We start from the raw sequence: 23660 nt of genomic DNA, 5'->3' as shown, positions 1-23660 counted from the left end.
ATTTGATGGTTCGGGAATATTTCTCCGCGATAGCGGCTTCGTTCAACTGGTGTTTCAAGGTGATGATGGATTGCCCGCTATGGTGCGTAGCCAAATTGCAGCGATGGATATTAGCCAGCGCACCCCCATTGATCTGCTTGCTGAGCGTCGTTTGGCAGAGCAGCAGGTCAATGCGGCTAACCCTGATATGAAGGATAAATTGCAGCAAGCACTCAACCAACACACTGGATTATATGTACAGCAAGCCGCAGAACGGCGAGTATTGCGAGCCATTTATTCAACTAATCAGTTACAGGAAATGTTGACCTGGTTTTGGTTTAATCACTTCAATGTCTTTCAATACAAGGGTAACAACAGCCTGCTCCTAGCGGATTATGAGGAACATGCAATACGACCGCATGTGTTGGGTAAATTCCGTGATTTGCTGTTAGCTACCCTGACCCATCCAGCCATGCTGATTTATCTGGATAATGCACAAAACTCAGCTGGTGCGGTGAATGAAAACTATGCCCGAGAAATCATGGAGCTGCATACCATGGGTGTTGACAGCGGATATACCCAAGCCGATGTGGAAAATTTGGCTCGCATATTGACTGGTGTTGGAGTCGATTTGGCAGGCAATGGCTGCTTGGCCGGGACATCGCAATTGGCAAATGTAACCGCATCCAGTTCACTGTTTTGTTTTAATCCCAAGCGTCATGATCAACATGCCAAATTCTTCTTAGGTCAGAATTTTCCCGCAGGAGGAAATGCTGATGAGGTGGTGCGTGCGGTGGACATGCTGGCACAGCAACCCGCCACAGCGCATTTTATAGCGCATCAGCTAGCGCTATATTTCTTGGATGACAATCCACCTGCCAGCGTAGTGGATGAGATGGCGCATACCTTTAGCAAAACTGACGGCGATATTGCCAAGACCCTCAATACCTTGTTTCATTCCGCGGCATTTTCGAGCGGTCAGTATTTGGGAAGCAAGTACAAAGACCCAGTGCAATATGTGCTGTCATCAATGCGCCTGCTGTATGGCGGCGAGCCCATACAGGATGTGCGTCCAGTGGTAAACTGGATCAATCAGTTAGGTGAGCCGCTATACACACATTTAACACCAGAAGGCTATGGCATGCGTAAGCAAGACAGTTTGAGTGCTGACCAGATGGCCAAACGTTTTGAAATCGCCCGTGCCATGTTCTGGAATGCTGGTACGCTTTATACCAACGAGCAGTTGGCGATTTCGCTGGATGCTACTGACAAAAAACAGTTGCAGACTGTGCGTAACGAAGCTCGTATCGCACATCCTGTCGATACTTTTGGAATTTACGACTTGATTCGTCCGCTGTTATCCAGCCAGACTTCACAGATATTGAGACAGACATTGACGATGGATGAGTGGAATAGCTTACTACTCTCCTCACCTGAATTTATGTATCGGTAAGGCGAAATATGATGAATCGTAGACAATTTATCAATCAAACACTGGCCATGACTGGTTTGGGATTGTCCTGGAAGACGTGGGCTATTCCTAATAGTTCATCATCTCCACGGCTGTTGGTCGTCATGTTACGCGGTGCTTATGATGGGGCAAGTCTGTTAGTTCCACATGGTTATCCGTTTTATTATGCCGCCAGACCTAATATTGCACTTGCCCAGCCTAATCCAGCCAATCCCGATGCTGCATTGGATATAGGTCATGGGTATGGCTTACATCCAGCGGTTGCATCATCGCTACATACCATGTTTCAAGCGCAGCAGGCAGTATTGGTGCCATTTTCAGGAAGTCAGGATTTGTCTCGCAGTCATTTCCAGTCGCAGGATGTGATGGAACTAGGGCAAAATTCCAGTCATGCGCTAGATTACAGTAGCGGTTTTTTATATCGTTTGGTTGCACTGTTACGACAAGGTGGGCGCAATCTGAATGGCATGTCGTTTACTTCCAATATCACACCGATATTCAAGGGCGTTGCTGAGATACCTAATATTAACTTGCAAGGGCAGGTCAACGCGATGGCGGATCCACGTCAAACCAGCATGCTTGAAGCCTTGTACCAAGGACAAGCCATGCAGATGTACGTCGATGAAGGTATCCAGACACGGCAACAAGTATCCGCATTGTTGGATAAAGAAATGAAGGATGCTTCCAGAGGCGCAGCCAAAGCAAGTGGTTTCGAGAAAGTGGCGCGTTCAATGGCCGCATTGATGCGCGACAACCCAGCTTATGCAGTGGGTTTCGTTGACGTGGGGGGCTGGGATACACACGTCAATCAGGGTGCATCTAATGGTGTGCTGGCTAACAATTTGGGCAATCTTGGACGAGGTCTATCGAGCTATGCTGATGAGTTGGGCGTTGACGCCTGGCGTAATACTACAGTGGTAGTCATGTCAGAGTTTGGCCGCACTTTCCGTGAAAACGGCAATCGCGGCACTGATCATGGGCACGGTAATACAATGTGGATATTGGGTGGTAGTGTATCAGGTGGCAAACTAGCAGGTGAATTGATGGACATCAACGAAGCCACCTTGTTTCAACAGCGGGATTTACCTGTATTTAACGATTATCGCAGTGTGCTTGGAAATATTCTGTCACGCATGTATGGGCTCAATACAAGACAACTTAATGAAGTGCTACCCGGGGCGTTAATCAAGGATTTCGGGATATGCTAATAATGGGTATGAGTAGCCCATATGCTGATGCTATCACTGTTGAAGCTCCGCCTCACTGCGTATTCTGGTGAAAACCGCCACCTGTACTGCTCTCAAACCCGCCACTCATTATTTTCCAAAGCAGCTACTTGAAATGACTCACCTATCCAGCAGCAAAAGCTGATTGGCAATGCAGCATGGGTGTGTCTGGTAATATGTCGAAAGCAGTCGTAGAATGGCTCTGGAATCTGAAGTCTTTAATGTCGCTTACGTGCCAATAGAGGTCAATAGGCATTAATTCTGGGTACGTCTGCTACAGATAGCGAAGCGGTTATTCGGAAAACACATATTTTCTGATATGCCCCATAATTGCCGCTACCCTGATGTAGCAGGTCAACTTAATTGCAGCGCACCCACACTCAGAATGCAGAACTATTCAGAAAACTGGCAACACCTCGAATCCATCCTAAAAGGGTATGCGTCTAGAAACCGACGTGTCGAATCCTATTCATATACGGATCATATCCACGCTAAGGCGTTATCGGTATTTCTTACTAATGCCACCCTTGCTACTCCGGGATTGGATCGAAAGACCGTAGAAAATATTCTTTCAGGAAAGATAACTTGGCCACATGCCTGTGGCACACCACAGTTTAAGGGGGGGATATACCCCTTTCTTTGCTTGAGGAACATGGCTTGATTTCCTTTTATGCAAACTGGTGCAGCGTGCATTGTCAATCCGTGAAAAGTTTGGACGAAGTTGACTCTAGCCTGATTCCGTTGATTCAAGCCATTGAAGGTTTATTGCTCATGCCCTGGCAGCAATAGTTGTTGCTGTTCTAAATCAAAAGCGGATTCCATAAGTTCAATCTCGCCTTTGTGTAAACCGACTCTTTGAGCTGCCTGATGCCACATTCCCACCGCGCCCAAGACTTCATCAACAATCTGTTCCGCTCTCTCTGTTTTTAATCCGTAGAAATCAGATGTGGATAATACAGTATTCATATCAGGCCGATTATCGCTGTCGTCAATATTTAGTACGTGCTCTGCCTTGTCAATATTTGGATTCATATCAAAAGCGGGGGCAAGTGACCAGCCATTCTTATTTAGAATAAACCCGTGGTTTCGCAAATGATCATCACGATTGGATACGGCAATATTAAAAGCTACGCGACGAAACAGTTGAGCAAGATCGGATGCGATATTTTCAGCTGCGCAGTGCGTCTGTATTGATTGCGCAATATCAAGATAACTGGAATTTTCACTATCAATTTTCTTTAACATAGTCATGGCGGACGCATAAAACACACGATTTGATTCGGTTCGATCAAAACGCTTGATGCAAAATGTGTGATGATCACTATTGAATCGCATAATCTTTGCTGAAGGAACGTTGATCCCCGCATTCTTGGCTAAGGTATGCGTCACCATCTCCCATGCTGCCACATTGATTTGGTCATAACGAGAGGGAAATTTTGCTATCCAAAGCGAACCATCATTATCAACAAAGTTTGCTTTTGGTCTTGCGCCACCAAGAGACGCGCCAGGAGCTACCAGCACGGAAATCCATTTGCGTAATGCATTCAAGTCATCAATGCGTTTATTTGTTAGCTCGCGTGCGATAGACTCCAATTCACCAAGACTTGTAATGGGTGGGGCTGATAATTTGTCGCCAGCTAAAAACTCAATTTCGCCTTCATAGCGAAAACGAAGCGCCCCTTGTCGTGTCTCGTCCTGCACCCCGACCAGAAAGTCCCATGCATATAACGTGCGAGCAGCACGCCCTTGATCTTTTGCCTCAAGTAGCTCGCGCCGCTTCATCAGTGTTTGTCCCCATCGATCGGGGGAAGAGTCGAGAAATATTCCAAAATTACCCGTGTCGGGATTTGGATAAAACGGTGCCGCATCGAGGGATAGATTTGGATCGATAATAAATTTCAGAGGATTTTTTAACCAGTTCGCGTCATAGGCAAAACGAACCTGTCCTTTGTCGTGGGACAACGTGCCTACCCTGGTTATTTCTGGAATAAAATCAACATCTAGCCAGACCTCAAGTTTCCCGTTCACTCTTCCGCGCCCTTTTCTTGATGGTTAAGCCAATATCCTGAAGTTTTCTACCCAATTTATCGTCAACAGCTACCTGAGCAAGATCGTTCTCAAGTCCAAGCACAACCAGAATGCGCAAATAAACGCCCATCGCCACAGCCGGCGACCCTTCTTCAGCGCGATACAGCGTTGTTCTTGATATGCGCGCCCTTGTTGCAACGGTATCTGCGCCAAGTTCTCGACGCAGTCGAGCAAGCTTTAATCGCCCACCTAAATTGGTAAGCAGCTTTATTTCTTGCGGGAAAAGAGTAATTGGTTTGCTTGGCATAATGTTTCATATTATACACAAATTCACCGTGATACGTGCAAAATATGAAACGTTATTAGTGTTCAGTATCTGTGTGCTGGACGGGTTGTTGATGTAGCTCACATAGGGGTTTACACCCACTGGTGTGGCGCATGCTTTTCCGCTCAGCAGTTGTACTGTTATGTTTTTCGTTATGCTTGCCATGGATCCATTGGCTGATTCCACGCTGGTGGCGACTACCTGGAGGTTGAGGGTGGTGCAATTGTTGTTATCCTCTCCCTCACCTGCTTGCTGGTTGGTCGGTACGGTCAGGGTCAGGCTGCCGAGGTTCCAACCGGTCAGGTTGAGTGCGCCACTTGCAGGTTTGATGGTAGCACTATTCTTGCCGTCGCTCACTACCGTGCCTGCTGGTAAGCCCTGCAGGGTGGTGATGAGCAGACCAGGGTCGTTCGCTGCCAGTTGGTCCGAGATCTGCGGTAAGGTGATCGGGCTGCCAGTAAAGCCGTATATGGTGCTTGCACTTTGCGGCAGGGTTTCGATGAGGCTTAACGCATCGATCATCGCGCCGCGGGCAGTGCTGGTGTTGGTGCCGTTGATCAGTTGTACGCTTAGGGTGTGTGTTGCACCATCTCCTTTAAAGCTGTAGTTGAGCGTTTGCCAGTTGAGGCTGTTGATGCTGGTGTTGCTGTAATTACCCAGCAGCTGTCCATCGAGGTAGACGCCTATCTGGGTATTGGCACTGGTTAAGCCCAGTTGACCTGCGTAGTCGAGGCTGAAGGTGTATTGGGCACCGGCGATGGTGTTGCCAATCAACATAATGTCACCTGAACGTTCGTTTGCGTGACACTTAATATTTGCATTTTTGCTTGCCAGAAAGTGTCACTTTATCAGTCACATGTTCAACGTATCATAAACGTATAAAATTTCAAAAAGTGACACTTGCTTACTTATTATATGTACGGTATATTACCGTATACGTAAATTTACCGTATTTTAGGAGATTATCATGTCTGCTGTCGCTCGATTTGATTTAAAAATGGATGTAGAGGAAAAAGATGTTGTTTCTCGTGCTGCGGCCTTGGTGGGCACCACGATGGCTGCATTTGTGCGCACGGCCGCCAAAGAAAAGGCACGTGAACTGTTAGATCGTGAATCCCGTATCACGATGTCAGCTCAGGATTTTCAGGCATTCACCATGGCTCTTAATGGAACATTTACGCCGAATGTCGCGTTGCAAAATGCACTGAACGATGCACGAAAGGTTAAGCGTGCTTGAAGAGCAATTGCTCGATCCTCACCACCATGATCGCCAAGCCTTTACGTCTGGCGTTGCAGAGCTAGATGAATACCTTCACCGGTTTGCCGTCCAGCAAAGCAAAAAGGGTATTGCTGTGGTACGCGTTTTGGTCGATACAGACATGCCAAAAGCCATACTGGGTTATTACAGTTTAAGTGCAGCACAAATCGATGCGGTTCAAATGGATGAGCAAACGCAAAAAAAATTACCGCGTTATCCAGTGCCTTGCTTTCGTTTAGGCCGGTTGGCTGCGCATTTGGCGCATCGCAATCGTGGGTTAGGGCGACTCCTCATAGGGTGCGCCGTTGAACGCTGTTTAGAAGCAAAGAAACATGTGGCTGCGTATGCACTGGTGGTCGATGCAAAAGGTGAAGACGCCAAGTCCTTCTATGAGCATTACGGATTTATTACATGCCGTGATAACCCGATGATCCTGTATTTACCACTCGGTACATGAGTTCTGGCATGCACCTTTGCTTTTGTTACTCCAAGGAGTGATAACTGCGCGGTAACCATAACGAGCGATTAACTATCCTTTCCGAAACTGAAAAAGTTGCACTGTTGAATTGCTGTTGACGCTCCTCGAATGTTGAGGCGGCATCAAAGCCTGGCTGGCCGGCAAGATCAAAGCTGAGGGCGTAGGTGTCGCCAGCAACGGTGCTCACCTGGCGGCTGATACCCAGTGTTTGGCTATGGGTCTCATCATTAGCCCCACTGAGTTCGAGGAATTTGCTGCCGTCCCCCGGGGCTGCGCTGACGGTAAAGGTCTGGCCGTCGGCGGCTTCCATCTGGTCGCCACTTGCCCACACTTCAAAACCGCCCTGATGATTCCATTGCTGATCTTTCCGGGTGATCAGGTTCCAGCCGTCCAGTACGCTGCCCTTTACAAACACGGGTTGCAGGCTGGCTCCTGATGCGGGGGTATCTTCCCAGCTGGTGTCGAACAGTTGCCGGGTGGCGCTGAGTGGGCCGAGTGCAAGGGTTGGAGCAGTCGCAACGGCGGTAATGTTGATATTGACCAGTGCGGCGTTGCTGTTGAGTCAAGGTTGCACAACCGTGACAGATTGGGGCCCATATCCTGCCGAAAATGGACTGCTTTCGACTTCAGTGAGCGTTCCTGTGACAGCGTTGATTCGGCAGGCTGAAACAGAGTCATTGTTTGTATTCGCTATATAAAGGAAGGTGCCCGCATGACTGATAGTAACGGATTGGGGTTGTCTCGACACATAGAACGGACTGCCTGCGATTGGGGTGAGTGTGCCGGTGGTGGTGATGCGGTAGGCCGAGATGGTGTTGTCACCCATATTCGCGACATACGTGAAAGTACCTGCGGGATTAACGGTGACGGTGATGGGAGACTTACCTGCTGTGATTGGACTCCCTTTGACGAGGGTGAGCACGCCCGTGTTAGCATTAATGCGATAAGTCGAAACAGAGTCCTCGTTGATGTTCGTCACATAGACGAAAGTGCCTGCAGGGTTGATCGCAAGAGAACCGGGAACTGCATCTCCCATGAACTGACTACCAGAAACTGGGGTGAGCAGCGTACCTGTCGTAACGTTGATGCGGTAGGCCGAGATGGTATTACCAGTTGCAACATAAGCGAAGGTACCTGCGGGATTGATCGTGAATGATGAAATACCTTCCTTTAACATAAGTGGGCTGCCAGGAATCAGGGTAAGTGCGCCAGTTTTGGCATTGATGGAGTAAGTTAAGATGGTTTGTGAGATAGTTTGACTATCATTGCTCGTCACATAAGCGATGTTACCTGAGGGATTGACCGTGACGGTGATAGGATACTTTCCTACCGCTACAGAACTGCCTTCGATTTGGGTGAGTGCGCCAGTGTTAGGGTTGATTCTGTAAATTGAGATATCCCCTTTGGTCGTCGCCACATAGGCAAAAGTGCCTGCAGGATTGATTGTAATAGATGATGCTCCTGCTACAAGCTGGCTGTCCGCAACTTGGGTGAGCGCGCCCGTGGCGGAGTTGATGCTATAGGCCGAAATAGTGCCGTCGCCGATGTTTACCACATAAGCATATTCAGGACGTTTGGCATTGCCCGCATTCACAGTTACCGCTGTACCTGGTACGCTCACGGCTGAAGCGTCCCCACTCACTCCGCTTTTGTAAGCACGGGTTTCGCAAGGTACTGAGTTGTCCGCATCCACTATTTTTTTCAAGCGAATGGGTAAAGTGCGCTGTGACTGTGGGTTCTGCCAATCGCCTTCCAGGCTGCCACCTTGCGCCTCGGATAACCGCCATACCCCGCTGACAACACCATTTACTGATTCTTCCCATTCCTCACCGTGCCGGGACAGCGGAATATCAGTCTGATGGCGTTGGTATTTATAGGCTGACTTGCCATTAGCAGCAAGGCAAACCATGACTTTCGATTTGCCTATGGTTCCTTGCCAAACACCTTGCCAAGAAGGTACTGTCGAATCAGCAGCGTGGACCGGCATCGGTAACAGGCAACTCACGATCAAAAGCAGTGCAATGACATCAATCAATATTAACGTGCGTGGGTGCAAATAATTATTCTTGTACATAAAATCCTCTCGCGATACTTCTTGAGCCTGCACTGTAAACTCTCTGCTTCATTCGGGTTGATGCTTAAGGACACACTGAGTCAATCCGTTCAAGGCTAAGCCTTCGACCAGCCCAGAGCGAACTGAACTGAAGGACTCCGAGCGTCTCTTGGAATATTCAACGGATCCAAGCAATTCGCTCGACACCCCCAGCCTCTTCCTCTCGCTCACAGCGACTTCGAACCATCTTTATTCAGACTCACCGACAGATTGCACAGCGTTGCCGCATCCTGCCCAGTCGTTTTGTCTGCACCGAGGAATCCAGTCAACCAGCTGGATCTGGCATCTTTCCTGTCACCCTCTCCATCATCAAAGATGAAGTCTTCCGGGTTGGCACGCCAGTCCAATACTGGTTTGATTCTATCCTGATCCGGTTCACTGTCCGTATCATTATTCAGGTCAATAAATGTGCTCCACTGTTGCATCGGATCGGTCATGGCGTAACGGCTGCTCACGGGTACGAGCCCGCTTGCAACGATGATCTGGTTGCTCTGTGGCTTCAGTATCTGTGTGCTGGACGGGTTGTTGATGTAGCTCACATAGGGGTTTACACCCACTGGTGTGACGCATGCTTTTCCGCTCAGCAGTTGTACTGTTATGTTTTTCGTTATGCTTGCCATGGATCCATTGGCTGATTCCACGCTGGTGGCGACTACCTGGAGGTTGAGGGTGGTGCAATTGTTGTTATCCTCTCCCTCACCTGCTTGCTGGTTGGTCGATACGGTCAGGGTCAGGCTGTTAAGGTTCCAGCCGGTAATGTTGAATGCGGTGTCGTCGCCCTTTATGGTGACGCTGTTCTTGCCGTCGCTCACTACCGTGCCTGCTGGTAAGCCCTGCAGGGTGGTGATGAGCTGGCCAGGGTCGTTCGCTGTCAGTTGGTCCGAGATCTGCGGTAAGGTGATCGGGCTGCCAGTAAAGCCGTATATGGTGCTTGCACTTTGCGGCAGGGTTTCGATGAGGCTTAACGCATCGATCATCGCGCCGCGGGCAGTGCTGGTGTTGGTGCCGTTGATCAGTTGTACGCTTAGGGTGTGTGTTGCACCATCTCCTTTAAAGCTGTAGTTGAGCGTTTGCCAGTTGAGGCTGTTGATGCTGGTGTTGCTGTAGTTGCCCAGCAGCTGGCCGTCAAGGTAGACGCCGATCTGGGTGTTGGCACTGGTTAAGCCCAGTTGACCTGCGTAGTCGAGGCTGAAGGTGTATTGGGCACCGGCGATGGTGTTGATGCTTTGTGCGATACCAGGCGACTGGTATCTGGTGCCAACGCCGTTGGTCAGTCCCAGCCATTGCTGGCCTGCGCTGCTTGCATCTTGCACGCTTTGGGTTTTGCCCTGGGCGTTGCTCATCAGGTCGCCGTTGCGCCAGACTTCAAAGGCAGCTTTCATTTTACCGGCGACTGGCAGTATGCGCCATCCGTCCAATTGAGTGTTGGTGATGACGGTGGCGCCGCTGCCGGTATTGTTCACGTCTTCCCAGCTGGTGGAGATCAGGCTGCGGCTGACACTGTCTGTAGGTGGGCTGAGTGTGAGCGTGGGTGTCTGGGCAATGGCGTCAACTGCTACGGTGAGGTTCTGGCTGACGCTGGCGGTGCTGCCGCCCACTGATTCTGCTGCTGTTGCGGTGATTTGCAGGGTCAGTGTGCCGTTGTAGTCCGCAGGGGGTGTAATCGACAGTGTGCCAGTGTTCCAGCCGGTGATGTTGGCGACTGGCTGGGCTGCGGTAGTCGTGTAGCTGTTTGTGCCGTCGGTTAGTATGCTGCCCATCGGCATGCCGGACAGTGCAAGCTGCAGGGTTTCGGAGCCGTCGGTGTCGATCAGGGCGGCTTTGATGCTTTGCAATGCAATGCTGTTGCCTTGATTGCCTGTGTCCAGCGGCTGTATCTGGCTGAGTGCGATGTTGTCGAGCATTGTGCCTGCGGCTCTGTCGTCACCACAGCTGTGGGTGGTAACGATGCTGATGGTCTGTGGGCTGCCGTTACCAACGAAGCTGATGTTGGCATGTTGCCAGTTAAGTGCTGCGTCGGGGCTGGTGGGGTCAAAGCTTGCGATCTGTTTGCCGTCGAGCAGGATGCTGATGCTGGCCGCGCCGGCATCAAAGCCTGGCTGGCCAGCCAGATCAAAGCTGAGTGCGTAGGTGTCGCCAGCAACGGTGCTCACTTGGCGGCTGATGCCCAGTGTTTGGCTATGGGTCTCATCATTAGCACCACTGAGTTCGAGGAATTTGCTGCCGTCCCCCGCGGCTGCGCTGACTGCGTAGGTCTGGCCATTGGCTGCCTTCATTTTATCGCCACTGGTCCACATTTCAAAACCACCCCGATGTTTCCAGTGCTGATGATGCTGGGTGATCAGGCTCCAGCCGTCCAGTACGCTGCCCTTGACCAGCACAGGTTGCAGGTTTGTTGTCGATCCAGGCGCATCTTCCCAGCTGGTGTCGAACAGCTGCCGGGTGGCGCTGAGTGGGCCGAGTGCAAGGGTTGGCGCAGTCGCAACGGCGGTAATGTTGATATTGACCAATGCTGCGTTGCTGTTGAGGATACCGTCAGTTGCAGTGTAGCCGAAAGCGGCATAAGTCTGGTGCATGTTGCCGTCACCCACGAGACTGTAGCCCGGGCCGCCTGAGGCGTACTGTTCAGGTACGAAGCGCAGGCTGCCAGCATCGATCGCCGCCTGATTGAAGGTAGCCCCCACGGCTACCGCTGCCCATGATCCGTCGGCTTGCAGGCTTTGCAGTTGGCCTGCCGCAGGGAGTGCGGAAATAACGATGGAAACAGGATCGCCATTGACGTCGTTCACTGCGAAATTGCCCCAGGTGAGGACAAGAGGAGTGTTTTCTGTGCCGGTGACGACAGAGTTTGCTGCAGTCGGTGCGATTTCGATCTTGTTGACGGTGAGTTGGACTGTTGCCAGGTTGGAACTGGCAACACCGTCGCTTACCGCATAAGTGAACGTGTCGGTGCCGAAGAAATACTGCTTCGGTGTATAGGTCCAGGTGCCATCTGCATTCTGTGTGACTATGCCGTGTGCAGGTTGCGTGCCAATCTGTGTGCTCAAGGTATAGCCCGGAACGTCGACGACATTGGCCGTCAGATTCAGGTTGAGGCTGGCATCTTCGTTCAGCGTCGCGCTGCTGTTGGCAAGTACGGGTGCCGGATGAACGATGCTTAAGTTGACGGTGGCGACATTGGAATTGTCGGTGCCGTCATTGACCTGATAGCTGAAGCTGTCGACGCCGTAGAAAGGCACTTTCGGCGTGTAGGTCCATGTGCCATCCGCATTGACCAAGATCGTGCCGTTGGCAGGCTGGGCAATGACGCTTGCGGTCAGCGGTGCACTTGGGTTCTGGCTGGCTGTTGGATTGAATAGGATGCTTCCCGCTTCGTTCAGGCTCAGGCTGCTATTCGCCAATACCGGGGTGACATCCAGTGTGAGGGTTGCCTGCTGCGAGCTGAGGTATGCATCGCTTAGCACGAAATTCAAACTGTCATGACCATAGTAGCCTGCTGCTGGCGTATAGGTGTAGGTGCCATCAGTGTTTTGCGTCAACGTGCCGTTGATGGGCTGAGCGGTGACGCTCCCTGTCATCGGGTTACCATCCTCATCAACACCATAGTTGGCAAGGTTGATCAGCAGGCTGCCGTTTTCTTGAAGCTGTACGACGCTGTCGCTGGCAACAGGGGCATGGTGGGCAGGCTGAACCGTGAAGCTTGCGGTGATCGGTGTTGAGTTGGCCTGTCCGTCTGCGATGTGGTAGACCATGCTATCTGGGCCGACATAGCTTGCGCTCGCCGTGTAGGTCCAGGTGCCGTCCGCATTCTGCGCAATGGTGCCGTTGGCGGGCGGCGTGTCGAGTACGGCGGTCATGGCATTGCCGTTGATGTCGGCTGCGCCCGCTAGCGGATCAAACGTATATGGCTTGCCGGCAGTGGCTGCTGCGCTGCTGTTGGCGCCCACTGGCGGATAGGCGACTTCGTTGACGGTGATGTTGACCGTGGCGACATTGGATGTCTGTCCGTTCACCGTGTAGCTGTACTGGAAGCTGTCTGTTCCGAAGAAGTGCGTGTTCGGAACAAAGGCGTAGCTGCCGTCTGCATTCTGGGTCAACATGCCGTTGGCAGGTTGCTGCGTGATGTTCAGCTGCGGCGTAGTGCCAGCTGCGATTGGGTTTGCAGCCAGCGGGTTGATGTTGACGGCCGCATCTTCATTGGTGCTCAGCTTTTCGTTCAGTGCCAGCGGTGTTTGCAGCAACTGGATGTCGCGGATGCTGACCTGACTTTGCGAGTTGCCGAAGCCGATCAGGTCGAAAGACAATGCAGCCGGCGCGCTGGTGACAGCGCCGCTGCCTAGTGCGCTTTGCAGGTCAATCACGTAGGTGGTGGTGCCGTCAGCATTGACGCTCTTGTAAACAGAAGAGGCGGTATGGGTGGTGCCGTCAGCCTGGATGTTCAGCAGGCTGTCGCTGTTGGTGAGGCCATCGGTGCCGACCAGCGCCGTGCCAGTGACGGCATTGTCGAGGGCGACTTCGAAGGCGTCTGCGGGACCGGTGCCGGTCTGTTGCAGGCCATTGGCTACGGTGAATTCAATATAATGGTCCTGACTGGTGATGTTAAAGGCTTGCGACAGTTGGGCATCGGCATTGGTGCTGTTTTTAAGCGTGGCGGTGCCAGTGCTGTCGGTGGTGACTTTGCCTTGGGTCGTCCAGCCTACAGGGCTGCCCAGTCCGACCAGGGTGGGGTTGATGGCAAGCTCAAGCTTAGGAATGGGTGCGGGAATTTGTACGTTGTCGATGACGGGCGACCAGGCGCCGTAATCGGTGCGGCGCAGGCGTCCGATCAACAAGGCGCTCAGAGCCGCTCCCACGGGCAGCGTGGGTGAAGTCGGATTATTCGGTGTGCTGTTACCTGACGCAAGCTGCGTGGCGAATTGACTCAGCTGCGCGAGTTCTGCTGCACTCGGCAGGCGGCGCTCGCCGGGCTGGAGGTCGGGCGCCATGAAGTCGTTGGGGTTGGCGCTGTGATCGAGCCCCAGCGCATGGCCGTACTCGTGCAGCAATACGCTGAGCATATCCATCTTGCCTGCAGCTGCACTACCCGCCTTTGCCATCCATACGTCAGGGTTGCTGGTTGGCAGGAAGTCGGTGTTAGCCGCAGGGTTCGGGTCGACATACCAGCCGTAGCCTGCGGCGTTGGTGTCGAGGGTGATGCTCGTGCCGGTGGTCTGGCCGACGGCGCCGCCAGCGAGGTCGGCAATATTGAGGGTAACGCCCGAAGTGTTGGCATCGAGGCTGCTCGAGAGACTTGTACCCAGGATGGTAGCCAGCGTGGCAGTGCCTGTTACCGGTGCGCTATTATCCAGAGAAGGCAGATAATTGACGGCTGCCAGAACACTGTTGCCGTTGGCGTCGGTGGAGATTTTCCATTCGCCATAACCACCTGCTGGCATCTCCGTGCAGTTGGCATCATATGCGTCCTTCTCACCATATTCCAGGACATGAATAAAGTAATGGACTTTAACTTTTATTCCTTTGATTTCGATCAGTACCTCGACAGAATCCTTGCCGACATAACCCGCATTGGGTGAATAAATATAAACACCGCCGATAGGGAGCGCCTCACTAATGAATGTTCCATATTTAGGTCCTTTCAATATAGTGACTTTGGCTGAGTTAATGTCTTCGGTTGAAGGATAATTGCGATGCTCATAGTTCAGAAGATAATCACCTGCATTACCAACAGGAAATAGCTCTTGAGTATTAGGGTAGATTTCTCCGTTTTTTCCTGTTCGCTCTTCGTTGTCGATTACTGAACATATGCCCAATACACGCTCTGCTTTCTTGGTACTGTCTTGCGTCTGGTTGGTCTGGGCAATCATGACAATTGGCGATGTTTGTGGTGGTGCGGCGGGCATATCTGGAATGAGCATGGCGAATTTTCCTGGTTGTAGGTTGAGTTCGGATTGCGCTTGCGCTAACAAGGATTGCATTGCGGGTAGTGCCGGATCGGTGATGGATGCAGCCAAGCTGTCTGGTGGATTAGCGGCGCCATCTGCCATCAGCAGATGCGGTGCATCAACAATAGGTTGCCTTGTAGATACATTCAAGTTGATGCCGAATTGTTTTTCATACCCCGCAGCATTGGTGGAATTAATTCCCAAGCGCTGCAAAACCTGCTGCATGCTTTCATAAGGGTTACCGCCATCCTGTGCGAGTGGCATGATTATTTTTGCATACCAATCGAATCGTGCACCAAACGACCCCGAGTCGGTTGCAATCCCCGCGCTGACTTTCCGAAAAGCGGTTGCGTCATTCGCGGGTGTTGCTGTCAGTTTATCGGCTTCCTTATTCAGGCTGTGTCCAGCCATGTTGACATTACTTCCCCAAAACCAGGCACCTGACAAAGCAGACAACATATATGCATTAGGATTATTAGCAATATCTGTAATTTGCTTCGTGTTATCCATTAACAATTGCTGTATTTGCAGTACCGTTTTGCCTGTCGAGGATGCGACAAGTTCTGGATGATTTGTTGCTATATAGAGCGCAAATTTTTCGTAATTTGTCTGTTGCGTTACCTGAATAATGCCCCGCCCCTTCCAGTTATGAGCTTTGTGATCAGCCAATGTACCGTTTCCAGCTACACCATTACCTACATCTTCTGATAAGTAACGATCAAAAAATAAATTTTTTAATGCTTGTGTAGGAAGTTTGACCTTTGCATCGCCAGCAGAGTTTGTAGTTCCCGTATAGATTACGCTATTCCCATTCATTGAGACATTATCCAGATCAGTTCGCTTAAGAACATTCTTTACAAACGCTTTTAGATTTAGGAATGTCGCTTGCTTATCCGTCAGCACTATATTTCCCGTGTCTGCTGGATTACCTGTCAATAGTTGTTTGACCACGGTGTTGCCAGACTTGTTTGGATTTGCTAAACGATCTGCGGCATTATTTTTGTCAGGATAAAAAGCCCCATGATATTTAGCCAACAAGACAGCCACACCATACTGTCCATCCAATTCCTCTAATGAAGTTAACCCTCCCGATTCTTGCTTAACCTGTGCCAAAAATGCGGCAATGCGTTGGGGCGTATTGATATTGAACTCAGTCATCGCCTGTTGAAGCGGTTTAACCCATTTGGCATAATCCGCATCGCTAAGCTGGTTACCCATCAACAGGCCTAATGATTTAGCAGTCATCTGGCTGCCTATAGCGGTAGCCATTCCCCCAAGCAATATATTTTTACTATCGATCAGCCCGCCACTTTTCGAGCCATCGCCAAACAGCGCTGCGCGGATCGTTGCTTGCTGTACCGGATCGGTGGTGCTGCTGATTTTAAGTGAATCCCAGGAACCATCTTTCTTCGTGGCAGAATACACCGTCAAAAAGTCCAGTAATGCTTGGTTCTGTTGGTTTGCACCACTGGTGTTATCGGGGGCGTTGCCAAAAGTATTTGTTGTTGGGTTGTAATGGTTTGCCACGTCGGGATTCAACAATAGCCCAGCCAAAGATTGGGCATTGCTAAGATTCCAAAGATTGTTCTTATAATCCTGGATATTTGCAGGCCCTGTAATTACCGATGGCGGGACTTTATCAGGCGCAAGTCCGAGAACCACATCTTTGCCGTTGACTTTATCCTGATTTGGCTTGGATATGTAAGCCGTATTAATTCCCAAATTCAACTGCGTGCCTGTCGGTCCAGTACCGTTAAACAGTAACGGATAGTGCCGACTTACAGGCTTATGCGCGGCTATTGCAGCTGCGTCGGCTAAATCATTTTGCGCTTTCGCTGCATTCTGCGCCGCGATCATAAGGTCATAGACCCAGCTGACGCCAAAGACATCTTTTTTCACATTGTCCGTCTGCAAGTTCGTCCATCCCGACAACTGATTATTTGTCGCTGCGTGGCCAGTCGCCGTATTTGCAAAAAACTGCATCCAATGCGGTGCATTATAGGCGTTAAGCCAATTAAGAACATCCGTATCTGAAGCTGTTGCGCTACTCAATACGGCAGTGCTGTTCAACACATTTTTAAAGCTGCTTAATGCGATTTGAAATTGCGGGTTGGAGCTCTTGCCATCAATTGAATAAGCCGATTCCCCTGCTGTAAACACGGCGGGGTCATACCCAAGATATTTCAGACGCTGCTCTTCTTCATCGATGAAAAGCGCTGTTCCTGGTGCTGCTGTGATTTTACTGTATCCAGGATCGGACAGCGGGCGATCGCCCATAAATTCAACACCTGCCTTCTTGGTATAATCATTTGCTGTTATCTTAGCCAAATAAGGAAGGTCAGATTTAGATAATTTATTATCGTTGTATGTAAAATTGATTTGTCCAGATTTTGGATTCAACACTCCACCAGCCAGCAAGGTTTGTTCATCATTGCTATTAATCACTGGCACCACATAGAAATCAGCTCCTAAGCCCGCTTGAGTACCTTTAAAATTGGGGCCTTGTATCGGTTTGCCAGTATTAGGATCCAACAAAATCTTGAATGAGCTGTTCAAACTATTTGGATCTATGGTGAAATTACTCAACGTAGCCATTCTGTCTGTAACAACGGTTGCTTGGGTCAGTAATAATTGTGCAACTGTCATTTTCGAATAAAGGGCTGCCTGAGCAGAAGTAATAGTTCCCACTGCCTGTAATAAATCTAACGCCACCTGCAATTGGGGGTTCACTTCTATCACATCCCCCACGTTTCCAGTGAATGAAACTGAAGGGGCATCATCAAAAAACGTCCCAGCTATAAACCCCGCACCCGGAATCACTTGCTGTGCACTCGGGTCAACCTTGATATGGTTGGTCAGGCTAGTGCCAGTGTTATAGTTTGCCACCGCAGCCTGAATCAGGGTATTTACATTCCAGGCAACAGATTGATTAGGATTCGCCTGGCTCTGGTAAGGCTGGCTATAGCCCCCATTCAACTGGCCAATCAATACGTTGTTGTCGGGTGATACTGACAGGTTATCAATGCCGTAACCTGCCAGCGGCAACGTCGCACCCAGGTATACTGGGGTACCAAACGGATCCTGGATGATGCCCAGTTTACCACCCACGGCTACGTGTTTGGCACTGACACTACCACCATAAGCAATAGGGGGGCCGTACGGTGGGTAAAGGAAGTAAGGCACCTCAAACATGGCCGTAAAATACGGGTCATTCCAAGGATTGTTATCGTCCGCGACAATCGCATACTGGATCCCGCCTACGGTCACCAGCACTGCACTTTGCGCACGCTGGATGTCGAGTCTGTCAATCTTGATGGCATCACCTGGCTGAGACATGTGGATCGCATTCATCGCGGCACCGGTAATCGTGCCGTTACCATCGCGGGTAATCACCAGTGTGGCGAGGCCGCGACCGTAATCCTGTATGTCCGAGATCAGGAACTGATCCGGGTTCGACGTTGCCGTTACGGTCTGCGGCGACTTGCCACTGATGCCGTCTCCTGGCAATGCGGCGATAACAGGCGCAGCTATCTTGCCAGTCGCAAAATCAAACGTGTTCAGATCGAATACCAGAACATTACCCTTGGCAGCGCCTGACTCCGACCTACCATAAGCATTTTCCCCAATCGGTGTGGCAACCACCAGTGTGGAACCATCGGCACTGATCGCCATCCCTGAGACGCCGCGTGGCGAAGATTCCACGCCGCTATTCTGAAGTGTCACTATCTTGTATTCAGTACTGCTACCCACGCCTATGTCCATCGCCAGCAGACGGTCGCTACTGGCACCACTGCCCCAGCTCTGCCCTTCTCCTATAAACAGGAGGTTTCCATAGGTCGCAAGGCTGCTGATGTTCTTGCCTGCAGGAACGGTAATGGTCGCAATGAGCTGATCCGTGATGGTGTCAATTTCATATATGACACCCTTGCCACCCACATAACAACGCGTGCGGTCATCGCTGATGACGACAGGCTGTACTTTTTCTCCAGTGAGATATGTGCCATCCAGATTATTTGTGCCTAGCTGATTAAGCAAGGTGGCATCTTTCGCCAGATTGGCCTGACCTATGATAGCGCCATTCTCATTGGTAAAGTTAATGCCCGTGCGCGTGAGTGTGGCCGCAATGTACAGTGCAGGGGTGAAATTGACTGTATTGCCTGCGAATTCCATAGGCGGACTGTCTGTCAGGCTGCCATCACCAGTATATTGGCTGGTTGAGATTAACCGCACCACTTGCCAGCTCACCGAGCCGACTGCGATGCCGGCGGGCGGTGCAACACTGATGCTGGCAGCTGCGCCAGCAAAGGTGTTGGGTAACTGATAATAGGTGCCGTCCGAGTAAATTGCACGTAGGGCCAATGTCCCGACATATTGTCCTGGTGACGCATTGTCTAACGTGAAATTAAGATTACCCGAGGAATCTACCGATGCAGTAGTGATATTCGGTGACGAAACACTGCCACCATTGGGTGCTGCCACCGGCGGTAAAATATCGCCCAGATTCAAGGTGTAAGGTACACCTGGCGGTATCGTTATGGTAGAGAATTGCGGCACACCAAAATGATACGCGCTGACGTTGATACTGGACGATGAAAGCATGATGCCAACGATATCCAGTGTCGCCATCCCTGCATTGATACCAAATGACACACCCAGCCCAACCGAAGACATAATAGCCCCGGTTGCTGCGCCAATATCGCCAGCGATACTGAGATACGGATTGGAAATAACACCCGGAAGCGTTGCACAAACTGCGTAATCTCCCGACACACTCACCCCCGGCATCGGCAGGCTGGCGGTACGCGCCACACCATCGGCACCGACGTATCCGTTATCCACCAACCACCAGGTGTTCTGGGTGCTGCCATCTGGTTGCAATACTGTGCCTTTGCGGAAGAAATAGACTTCCGTACCTGCCGCCAATGCGCTGCTGCCCTGCATTGGGACGGCCAGCTGCACAGGAATTTGCGTTCCCGTTGCGCCCATATCCAGATGGAATGCACCCACCGTTTGCAAAATGCTTGCAGCGGGTGCTGCCATGCCGGTAGCTGTTTGCAGGTTATTCACATCAACCTGGTTGATGCTGACAGGCGTGTCCTGCGCCAATGCACCTGCACCGATCAGCACTGTCTCGCCAGTCGCATCGGCCACCGCACCACCATTGGCTGCGCTGACAACGATGCTGGCAGGTGCGGAAGTGCCGCTGTTATCTACAAGTTGGGCTGCCTGAACGTTCAGTGTAATATTGCTCTGACCGATGTTCTGCCCTGTCGTATCCGTCGTCAGATGAATCACGCTGATGATGACCTTACCAGCTTTCAATCCGGTGATCAGGCCATTGCTATCCACCGTGGCAATGCTGTTATCACTGCTGACATATTGTGTGCCAACGGGGAAATCAAGATTGATCGCATTGGCCACACCTATCGAATTAACGTCCTTGATCTGCCGGGTTCCACCCGGCACGAGCGTCAGGGCAGTCGGGTAAAGATCGGGGTTGAATGCGGTATTACCTTGCGAATTGGTATTAAATGCCTCAGCTGTCTGTACCGTCTCACCGCTAGCGTCTGTGTGGCTAACCGTCAACATCGCTGAGCCCTGATTCAAATCAGTAATCACCGTGCCAGCAGAATTCATGGTGACCACGGTAGGCCCTACATAACCGAGTGGCGCTAAGCTTTGCGCGATCACATTATAGTAACCAGAACTACCATCGAGGCTCACACCTGTCTGATCGGTAAAATCGGCTGTTACATGCAATGAGGCGCTTTGTCCCGGTTGCAGGCTGGATAGATCCGACAGATGCAGCGCGACCAGTTTGGCGGCACTGACGTTGACGTTGACGGTAATCGGGCTACTGACGGCAAAACCATCATCTGCCAGCAGTGTGACGGTGGCAGGACCTGTGTAACCCGCAGTTGGGTTGAAGACCAGCGATTTCCCATCGACACTGATGGAAGCTGTGCCGTTGGTGGCACCCACTATCGTCCAGAAGATTGGATTACCCTCGTAATCCTGAGCAACCGAAGCCAGACTTACGCTCGCAGTCAGATTTTCGTGGGTGGTGATCAGTGCGCCGCTTTGCGGGATGGCTTGCGGTGCCAAGGCTGCAGCAAAACCATAGTTGGCATCAAGCAATTCGGTATCAGCAGAACCTATCTGACCGTTGCCCAGCAGATCAGCATTCGGATTATTCGCGGCGATTGCCGATGAGAGCAACGCTGAATCTGTGCCATCTACGGTGCCGTCATGGTTCATGTCGCCTGCAACCGAGATCGACAGGCTACCAGCCCCCGTGCCGGTCAGGCTCAACAACTTCATGCCCGCACTGGTCACGCTGATCAAGGTGGTCGTGACATTGCCTATGCTGGATGTGCCCAGCACAGTTGCACCTGCCACGTTCAGGCTGACGTTCACGCCCTGGGTCTGCACCGCAAGGATGACGGCACCTACAGCACCTTCAGTCTTAATTGTGGACGCAATTTCACTGTCGCCCACGAAATAGCTCAGGTTGACAGGCGTACTGCTTAAGGTTCCGTTCCATGTATTGGTCGGATTGGCAACCGCATTCGCACCTGTCGTGATCCAGTTGGCCGCCTCGCCAAGATTGGCGGTGATGGGCGCCGTGATCAGGCTGCCATCGGTATTGTAGCCGTAAGTCGTGCCAAAGCCCGTACTACCCAACTGTCTTGCCAGTTCCAGACGACCCTGCCTATCGTATTCATAAACGATGGTCTGATCACTGGACGGATTTAGGGTGTTATTGGTATTTACAACAGGGCCAGTCACACTGGTGATCTGACCTGCGCCATTGCGCATGAAGTCGATACGCTGAGTTGGATCATTGCCCACCAGCGCGATGCCGCTGCTGCCAACCTGCCATTGCTGACCGTCGGTGAAAGTGATCGAATTAACATTGCCGCTTGCATCCAGCTGGTATTGCGTACCATCCAGTCCTGTCAGTTGGAAGGCAGTTGGTTGCCATGGCATACCTGTCACTTCATCATACAACTTGCTGCCTTCAGTCTGCAGGTTAACCTGACCTGGCATCGGGTTACCATTTGCATCGACGTTGATTGCACTCAAGGTCCAGCCGTTATGGGTAGCCTCAGTGATGTAAAACAACAGGCCCTTGCCCACCGCTACTTAATCTTCATATTGTGAACAAGCACATTTCTCGCAGCAGCACTGGCTTTGTCTGCTTTGTCTGCTTTGATAAGCTGTCTTAGCGCTTGTGGATCCACGTCAAGATCACCTGCTGGATAGAGGTTAGGCAATAGAGACCCGAGAGCATGCATAGGAAATCCGACTCGAACCTTTCCTCGCGGAGTATCTGAGACAAGAAATCCTTCGATGACGAGCGCGTTAAGCACGTCTCTCGCTGTCCTTTCTGGAAGGCCGGTGAGACGGCTTGCCTCCATGCGCTCAAACTCTCCAGTAGCGAAGGCATGGATGAAGAGGTATGCAGACTCAGGTTTGAGGTCGAACCGCACTTTCTGGAAAAAATGTTCGGCTCTGAACCTGAAGTTGTCGAGTGCGAACATCCGAGCCATGAATTTTGCCTGATCAATGGCTGTTTGCATGGCGTACTCACAAAACTCTGCCAGCCGTTTTTCGGACAGGTTTCCACGTCCATCAAGATCGCCCATTCTAGGCTGGTCGGCTCCAGCCAGTTTCGCCTTGTATTCTTCCGCTGTTTTCGCGAACCCTCTGGATATCGACCACAGACATGCGCAATTTACGCCACATTCTCGGAGCATTGCGTCGATGGTGATCCGCGCAACGCGACCGTTTCCGTCAAGAAAAGGGTGAATCCACACAATTCGATGATGGGCTGCGAAAGTTGTAAGAATGCCGTCTAATTTGCTTATTCCTCCTTTTTTTGACCATTCGAGGCGGAGACCGTAAACCTCTGTGAAGCGTTCCAAGAAGCGATTAAGCATGTCTGCTCTTGGTGCTACATGTATGCCTACACTGACATCTCTCTCACGGAATATTCCAGGATCCATGTAGCTCCCGTCCTTGAGCTTCAGCATTTCCTTCGGCAAGCGCTCGCAGAAGCGTTGGTGAACTTCGAGGATAAAGGGTAGTAGAGAGCTTTTGTTGAGCGACTGTGATTTTGCCCATCGATCAGCCTCGATGTGAGCAACTGCAAGATTCTGCAAGTCCTGTTGTGCTACCTGCTCCTTTACTTCGAACAGTGCTTTCTCGATATCAATTGGTAGGGTGTGATGACCCTCGATCAAGTTCGAGTAGTAACAGTTCATCCCCGAGACAAGCTCAGAGAGACTTTTCGCGGTCGCTGGAGCGAGTGCAGCATCCAAGCAGGCAGAAGCTTCTGACAGCTCGTGAGCAAGCCCGATTAGCGCATCGTAGGCAGGTCGAGAGCTATCGATAACTAGCGGTTCCATCTGAGCTGGGTCGTCGTATAGTTCCATCACTTTTCCCTCTATATTTGCCGATGACTGTGCCGATTATAGTCCATAAATAATTAAATAGTTAGCATGAGATAACGCGATAGTTCTGCCGATATCAGTGCCGATGGTTTTACTGAAGTTCAAGCCGAACTTTTCTATGCATATTACACCCCAAACCCGCCAGTAATTCCAATTGAAACCCGCCAGCGAATCCAATCGCAAAACCGCCACCCGTTACGATATAAACCAGCCACCCTGCAGATACGATACAAGCAACCCAGTTTGTTTGGGCTGAATCACTTTCAAAATCTTTACGGGCTTGAAGTTCGACTTTCAGGTAGGATATCACGCAGGTCGATGGACGGCTGTGTGCCATCAGCTGCAGGTCGCGGTATAAAATATCCAGCAAGAAAGCAGACTGTT

At 51.0% G+C, this 23660-nt stretch carries 12 protein-coding genes; 4 read left to right on the top strand and 8 right to left on the bottom strand.

Going from position 1 to position 23660, the window contains the following annotated elements:
* Positions 1-79: 79 nt before the first annotated feature.
* Complete coding sequence (locus SFSGTM_RS07855; RefSeq protein WP_162084678.1) at positions 80-1432, top strand: DUF1800 domain-containing protein; 1353 nt, start codon at positions 80-82, stop codon at positions 1430-1432.
* Positions 1433-1440: 8 nt separating this feature from the next.
* On the top strand, positions 1441-2658 hold the full coding sequence (locus SFSGTM_RS07850) for a DUF1501 domain-containing protein (RefSeq protein ID WP_162084677.1): 1218 nt from the start codon (positions 1441-1443) through the stop codon (positions 2656-2658).
* Between the two features lie 780 nt (positions 2659-3438).
* Here SFSGTM_RS07850 and SFSGTM_RS07845 read toward each other — a convergent pair.
* The 3 genes from SFSGTM_RS07845 to SFSGTM_RS07835 are packed head-to-tail and all read right to left on the bottom strand — an operon-like array spanning position 3439 to position 5806.
* Positions 3439-4704: a type II toxin-antitoxin system HipA family toxin gene (locus tag SFSGTM_RS07845; protein WP_162084676.1), complete on the bottom strand. Its 1266-nt coding sequence runs from the start codon at positions 4702-4704 to the stop codon at positions 3439-3441.
* Positions 4688-5011 carry a helix-turn-helix domain-containing protein gene (locus SFSGTM_RS07840; protein ID WP_162084675.1) on the bottom strand — a complete coding sequence of 108 codons (324 nt, stop codon included), beginning with the start codon at positions 5009-5011 and terminating at the stop codon, positions 4688-4690. Before SFSGTM_RS07840 ends, SFSGTM_RS07845 begins: the two co-directional genes overlap by 17 nt.
* Before the next feature lie 6 nt (positions 5012-5017).
* A complete protein-coding gene (locus SFSGTM_RS07835; protein WP_162084674.1) occupies positions 5018-5806 on the bottom strand; it encodes a hypothetical protein in 789 nt (262 codons plus the stop codon).
* Positions 5807-5996: 190 nt separating this feature from the next.
* Here SFSGTM_RS07835 and SFSGTM_RS07830 point away from each other — a divergent pair, with 190 nt between their 5' ends.
* Positions 5997-6266 (top strand): type II toxin-antitoxin system TacA family antitoxin, encoded by a 270-nt coding sequence (locus SFSGTM_RS07830; protein ID WP_162084673.1) that lies wholly within the window; start codon positions 5997-5999, stop codon positions 6264-6266.
* Positions 6241-6744, top strand: a complete 504-nt coding sequence (locus SFSGTM_RS07825) for a GNAT family N-acetyltransferase (RefSeq protein ID WP_162084672.1) — start codon at positions 6241-6243, stop codon at positions 6742-6744. The genes SFSGTM_RS07830 and SFSGTM_RS07825 overlap by 26 nt, the downstream gene beginning before the upstream one ends.
* A gap of 25 nt (positions 6745-6769) precedes the next feature.
* On the opposite strand, the gene SFSGTM_RS07820 is transcribed toward SFSGTM_RS07825, so the two are convergent.
* The 5 genes from SFSGTM_RS07820 to SFSGTM_RS07800 all read right to left on the bottom strand — a co-directional run bounded on the left by SFSGTM_RS07820 (position 6770) and on the right by SFSGTM_RS07800 (position 23646).
* Entirely contained in the window at positions 6770-7180 is a 411-nt protein-coding gene (locus SFSGTM_RS07820) for a hypothetical protein (RefSeq protein WP_162084671.1), read from the bottom strand.
* Positions 7181-7327: 147 nt separating this feature from the next.
* Positions 7328-8839: a lactonase family protein gene (locus SFSGTM_RS07815; protein ID WP_162084670.1), complete on the bottom strand. Its 1512-nt coding sequence runs from the start codon at positions 8837-8839 to the stop codon at positions 7328-7330.
* 206 nt (positions 8840-9045) lie between these two features.
* A complete protein-coding gene (locus SFSGTM_RS07810) occupies positions 9046-21945 on the bottom strand; it encodes a tandem-95 repeat protein (RefSeq protein ID WP_162084669.1) in 12900 nt (4299 codons plus the stop codon).
* A 17-nt stretch (positions 21946-21962) separates the two neighbouring features.
* Positions 21963-23258 (bottom strand): Fic family protein, encoded by a 1296-nt coding sequence (locus tag SFSGTM_RS07805; RefSeq protein WP_162084668.1) that lies wholly within the window; start codon positions 23256-23258, stop codon positions 21963-21965.
* A gap of 109 nt (positions 23259-23367) precedes the next feature.
* Positions 23368-23646, bottom strand: coding sequence for a hypothetical protein (locus SFSGTM_RS07800; protein WP_162084667.1), 279 nt, complete (start codon positions 23644-23646; stop codon positions 23368-23370).
* Positions 23647-23660 lie beyond the last annotated feature (14 nt).

This window comes from Sulfuriferula nivalis (assembly GCF_009937995.1).
GTDB classification, from domain to species: Bacteria; Pseudomonadota; Gammaproteobacteria; order Burkholderiales; family Sulfuriferulaceae; genus Sulfuriferula; species Sulfuriferula nivalis.
This window is presented reverse-complemented; position numbering and strand designations above follow the sequence as displayed.

Excerpts from the sequence above, each read along its gene's own strand:
- SFSGTM_RS07850 (WP_162084677.1), top strand. The coding sequence starts at position 1,441 with ATGATGAATCGTAGACAATTTATCAATCAAACACTGGCCATGACTGGT.
- SFSGTM_RS07805 (WP_162084668.1), bottom strand. The coding sequence starts at position 23,258 with ATGGAACTATACGACGACCCAGCTCAGATGGAACCGCTAGTTATCGAT.
- SFSGTM_RS07815 (WP_162084670.1), bottom strand. The coding sequence starts at position 8,839 with ATGTACAAGAATAATTATTTGCACCCACGCACGTTAATATTGATTGAT.
- SFSGTM_RS07825 (WP_162084672.1), top strand. The coding sequence starts at position 6,241 with ATGCACGAAAGGTTAAGCGTGCTTGAAGAGCAATTGCTCGATCCTCAC.
- SFSGTM_RS07840 (WP_162084675.1), bottom strand. The coding sequence starts at position 5,011 with ATGCCAAGCAAACCAATTACTCTTTTCCCGCAAGAAATAAAGCTGCTT.
- SFSGTM_RS07835 (WP_162084674.1), bottom strand. The coding sequence starts at position 5,806 with ATGTTGATTGGCAACACCATCGCCGGTGCCCAATACACCTTCAGCCTC.
- SFSGTM_RS07830 (WP_162084673.1), top strand. The coding sequence starts at position 5,997 with ATGTCTGCTGTCGCTCGATTTGATTTAAAAATGGATGTAGAGGAAAAA.
- SFSGTM_RS07855 (WP_162084678.1), top strand. The coding sequence starts at position 80 with ATGGTGCGTAGCCAAATTGCAGCGATGGATATTAGCCAGCGCACCCCC.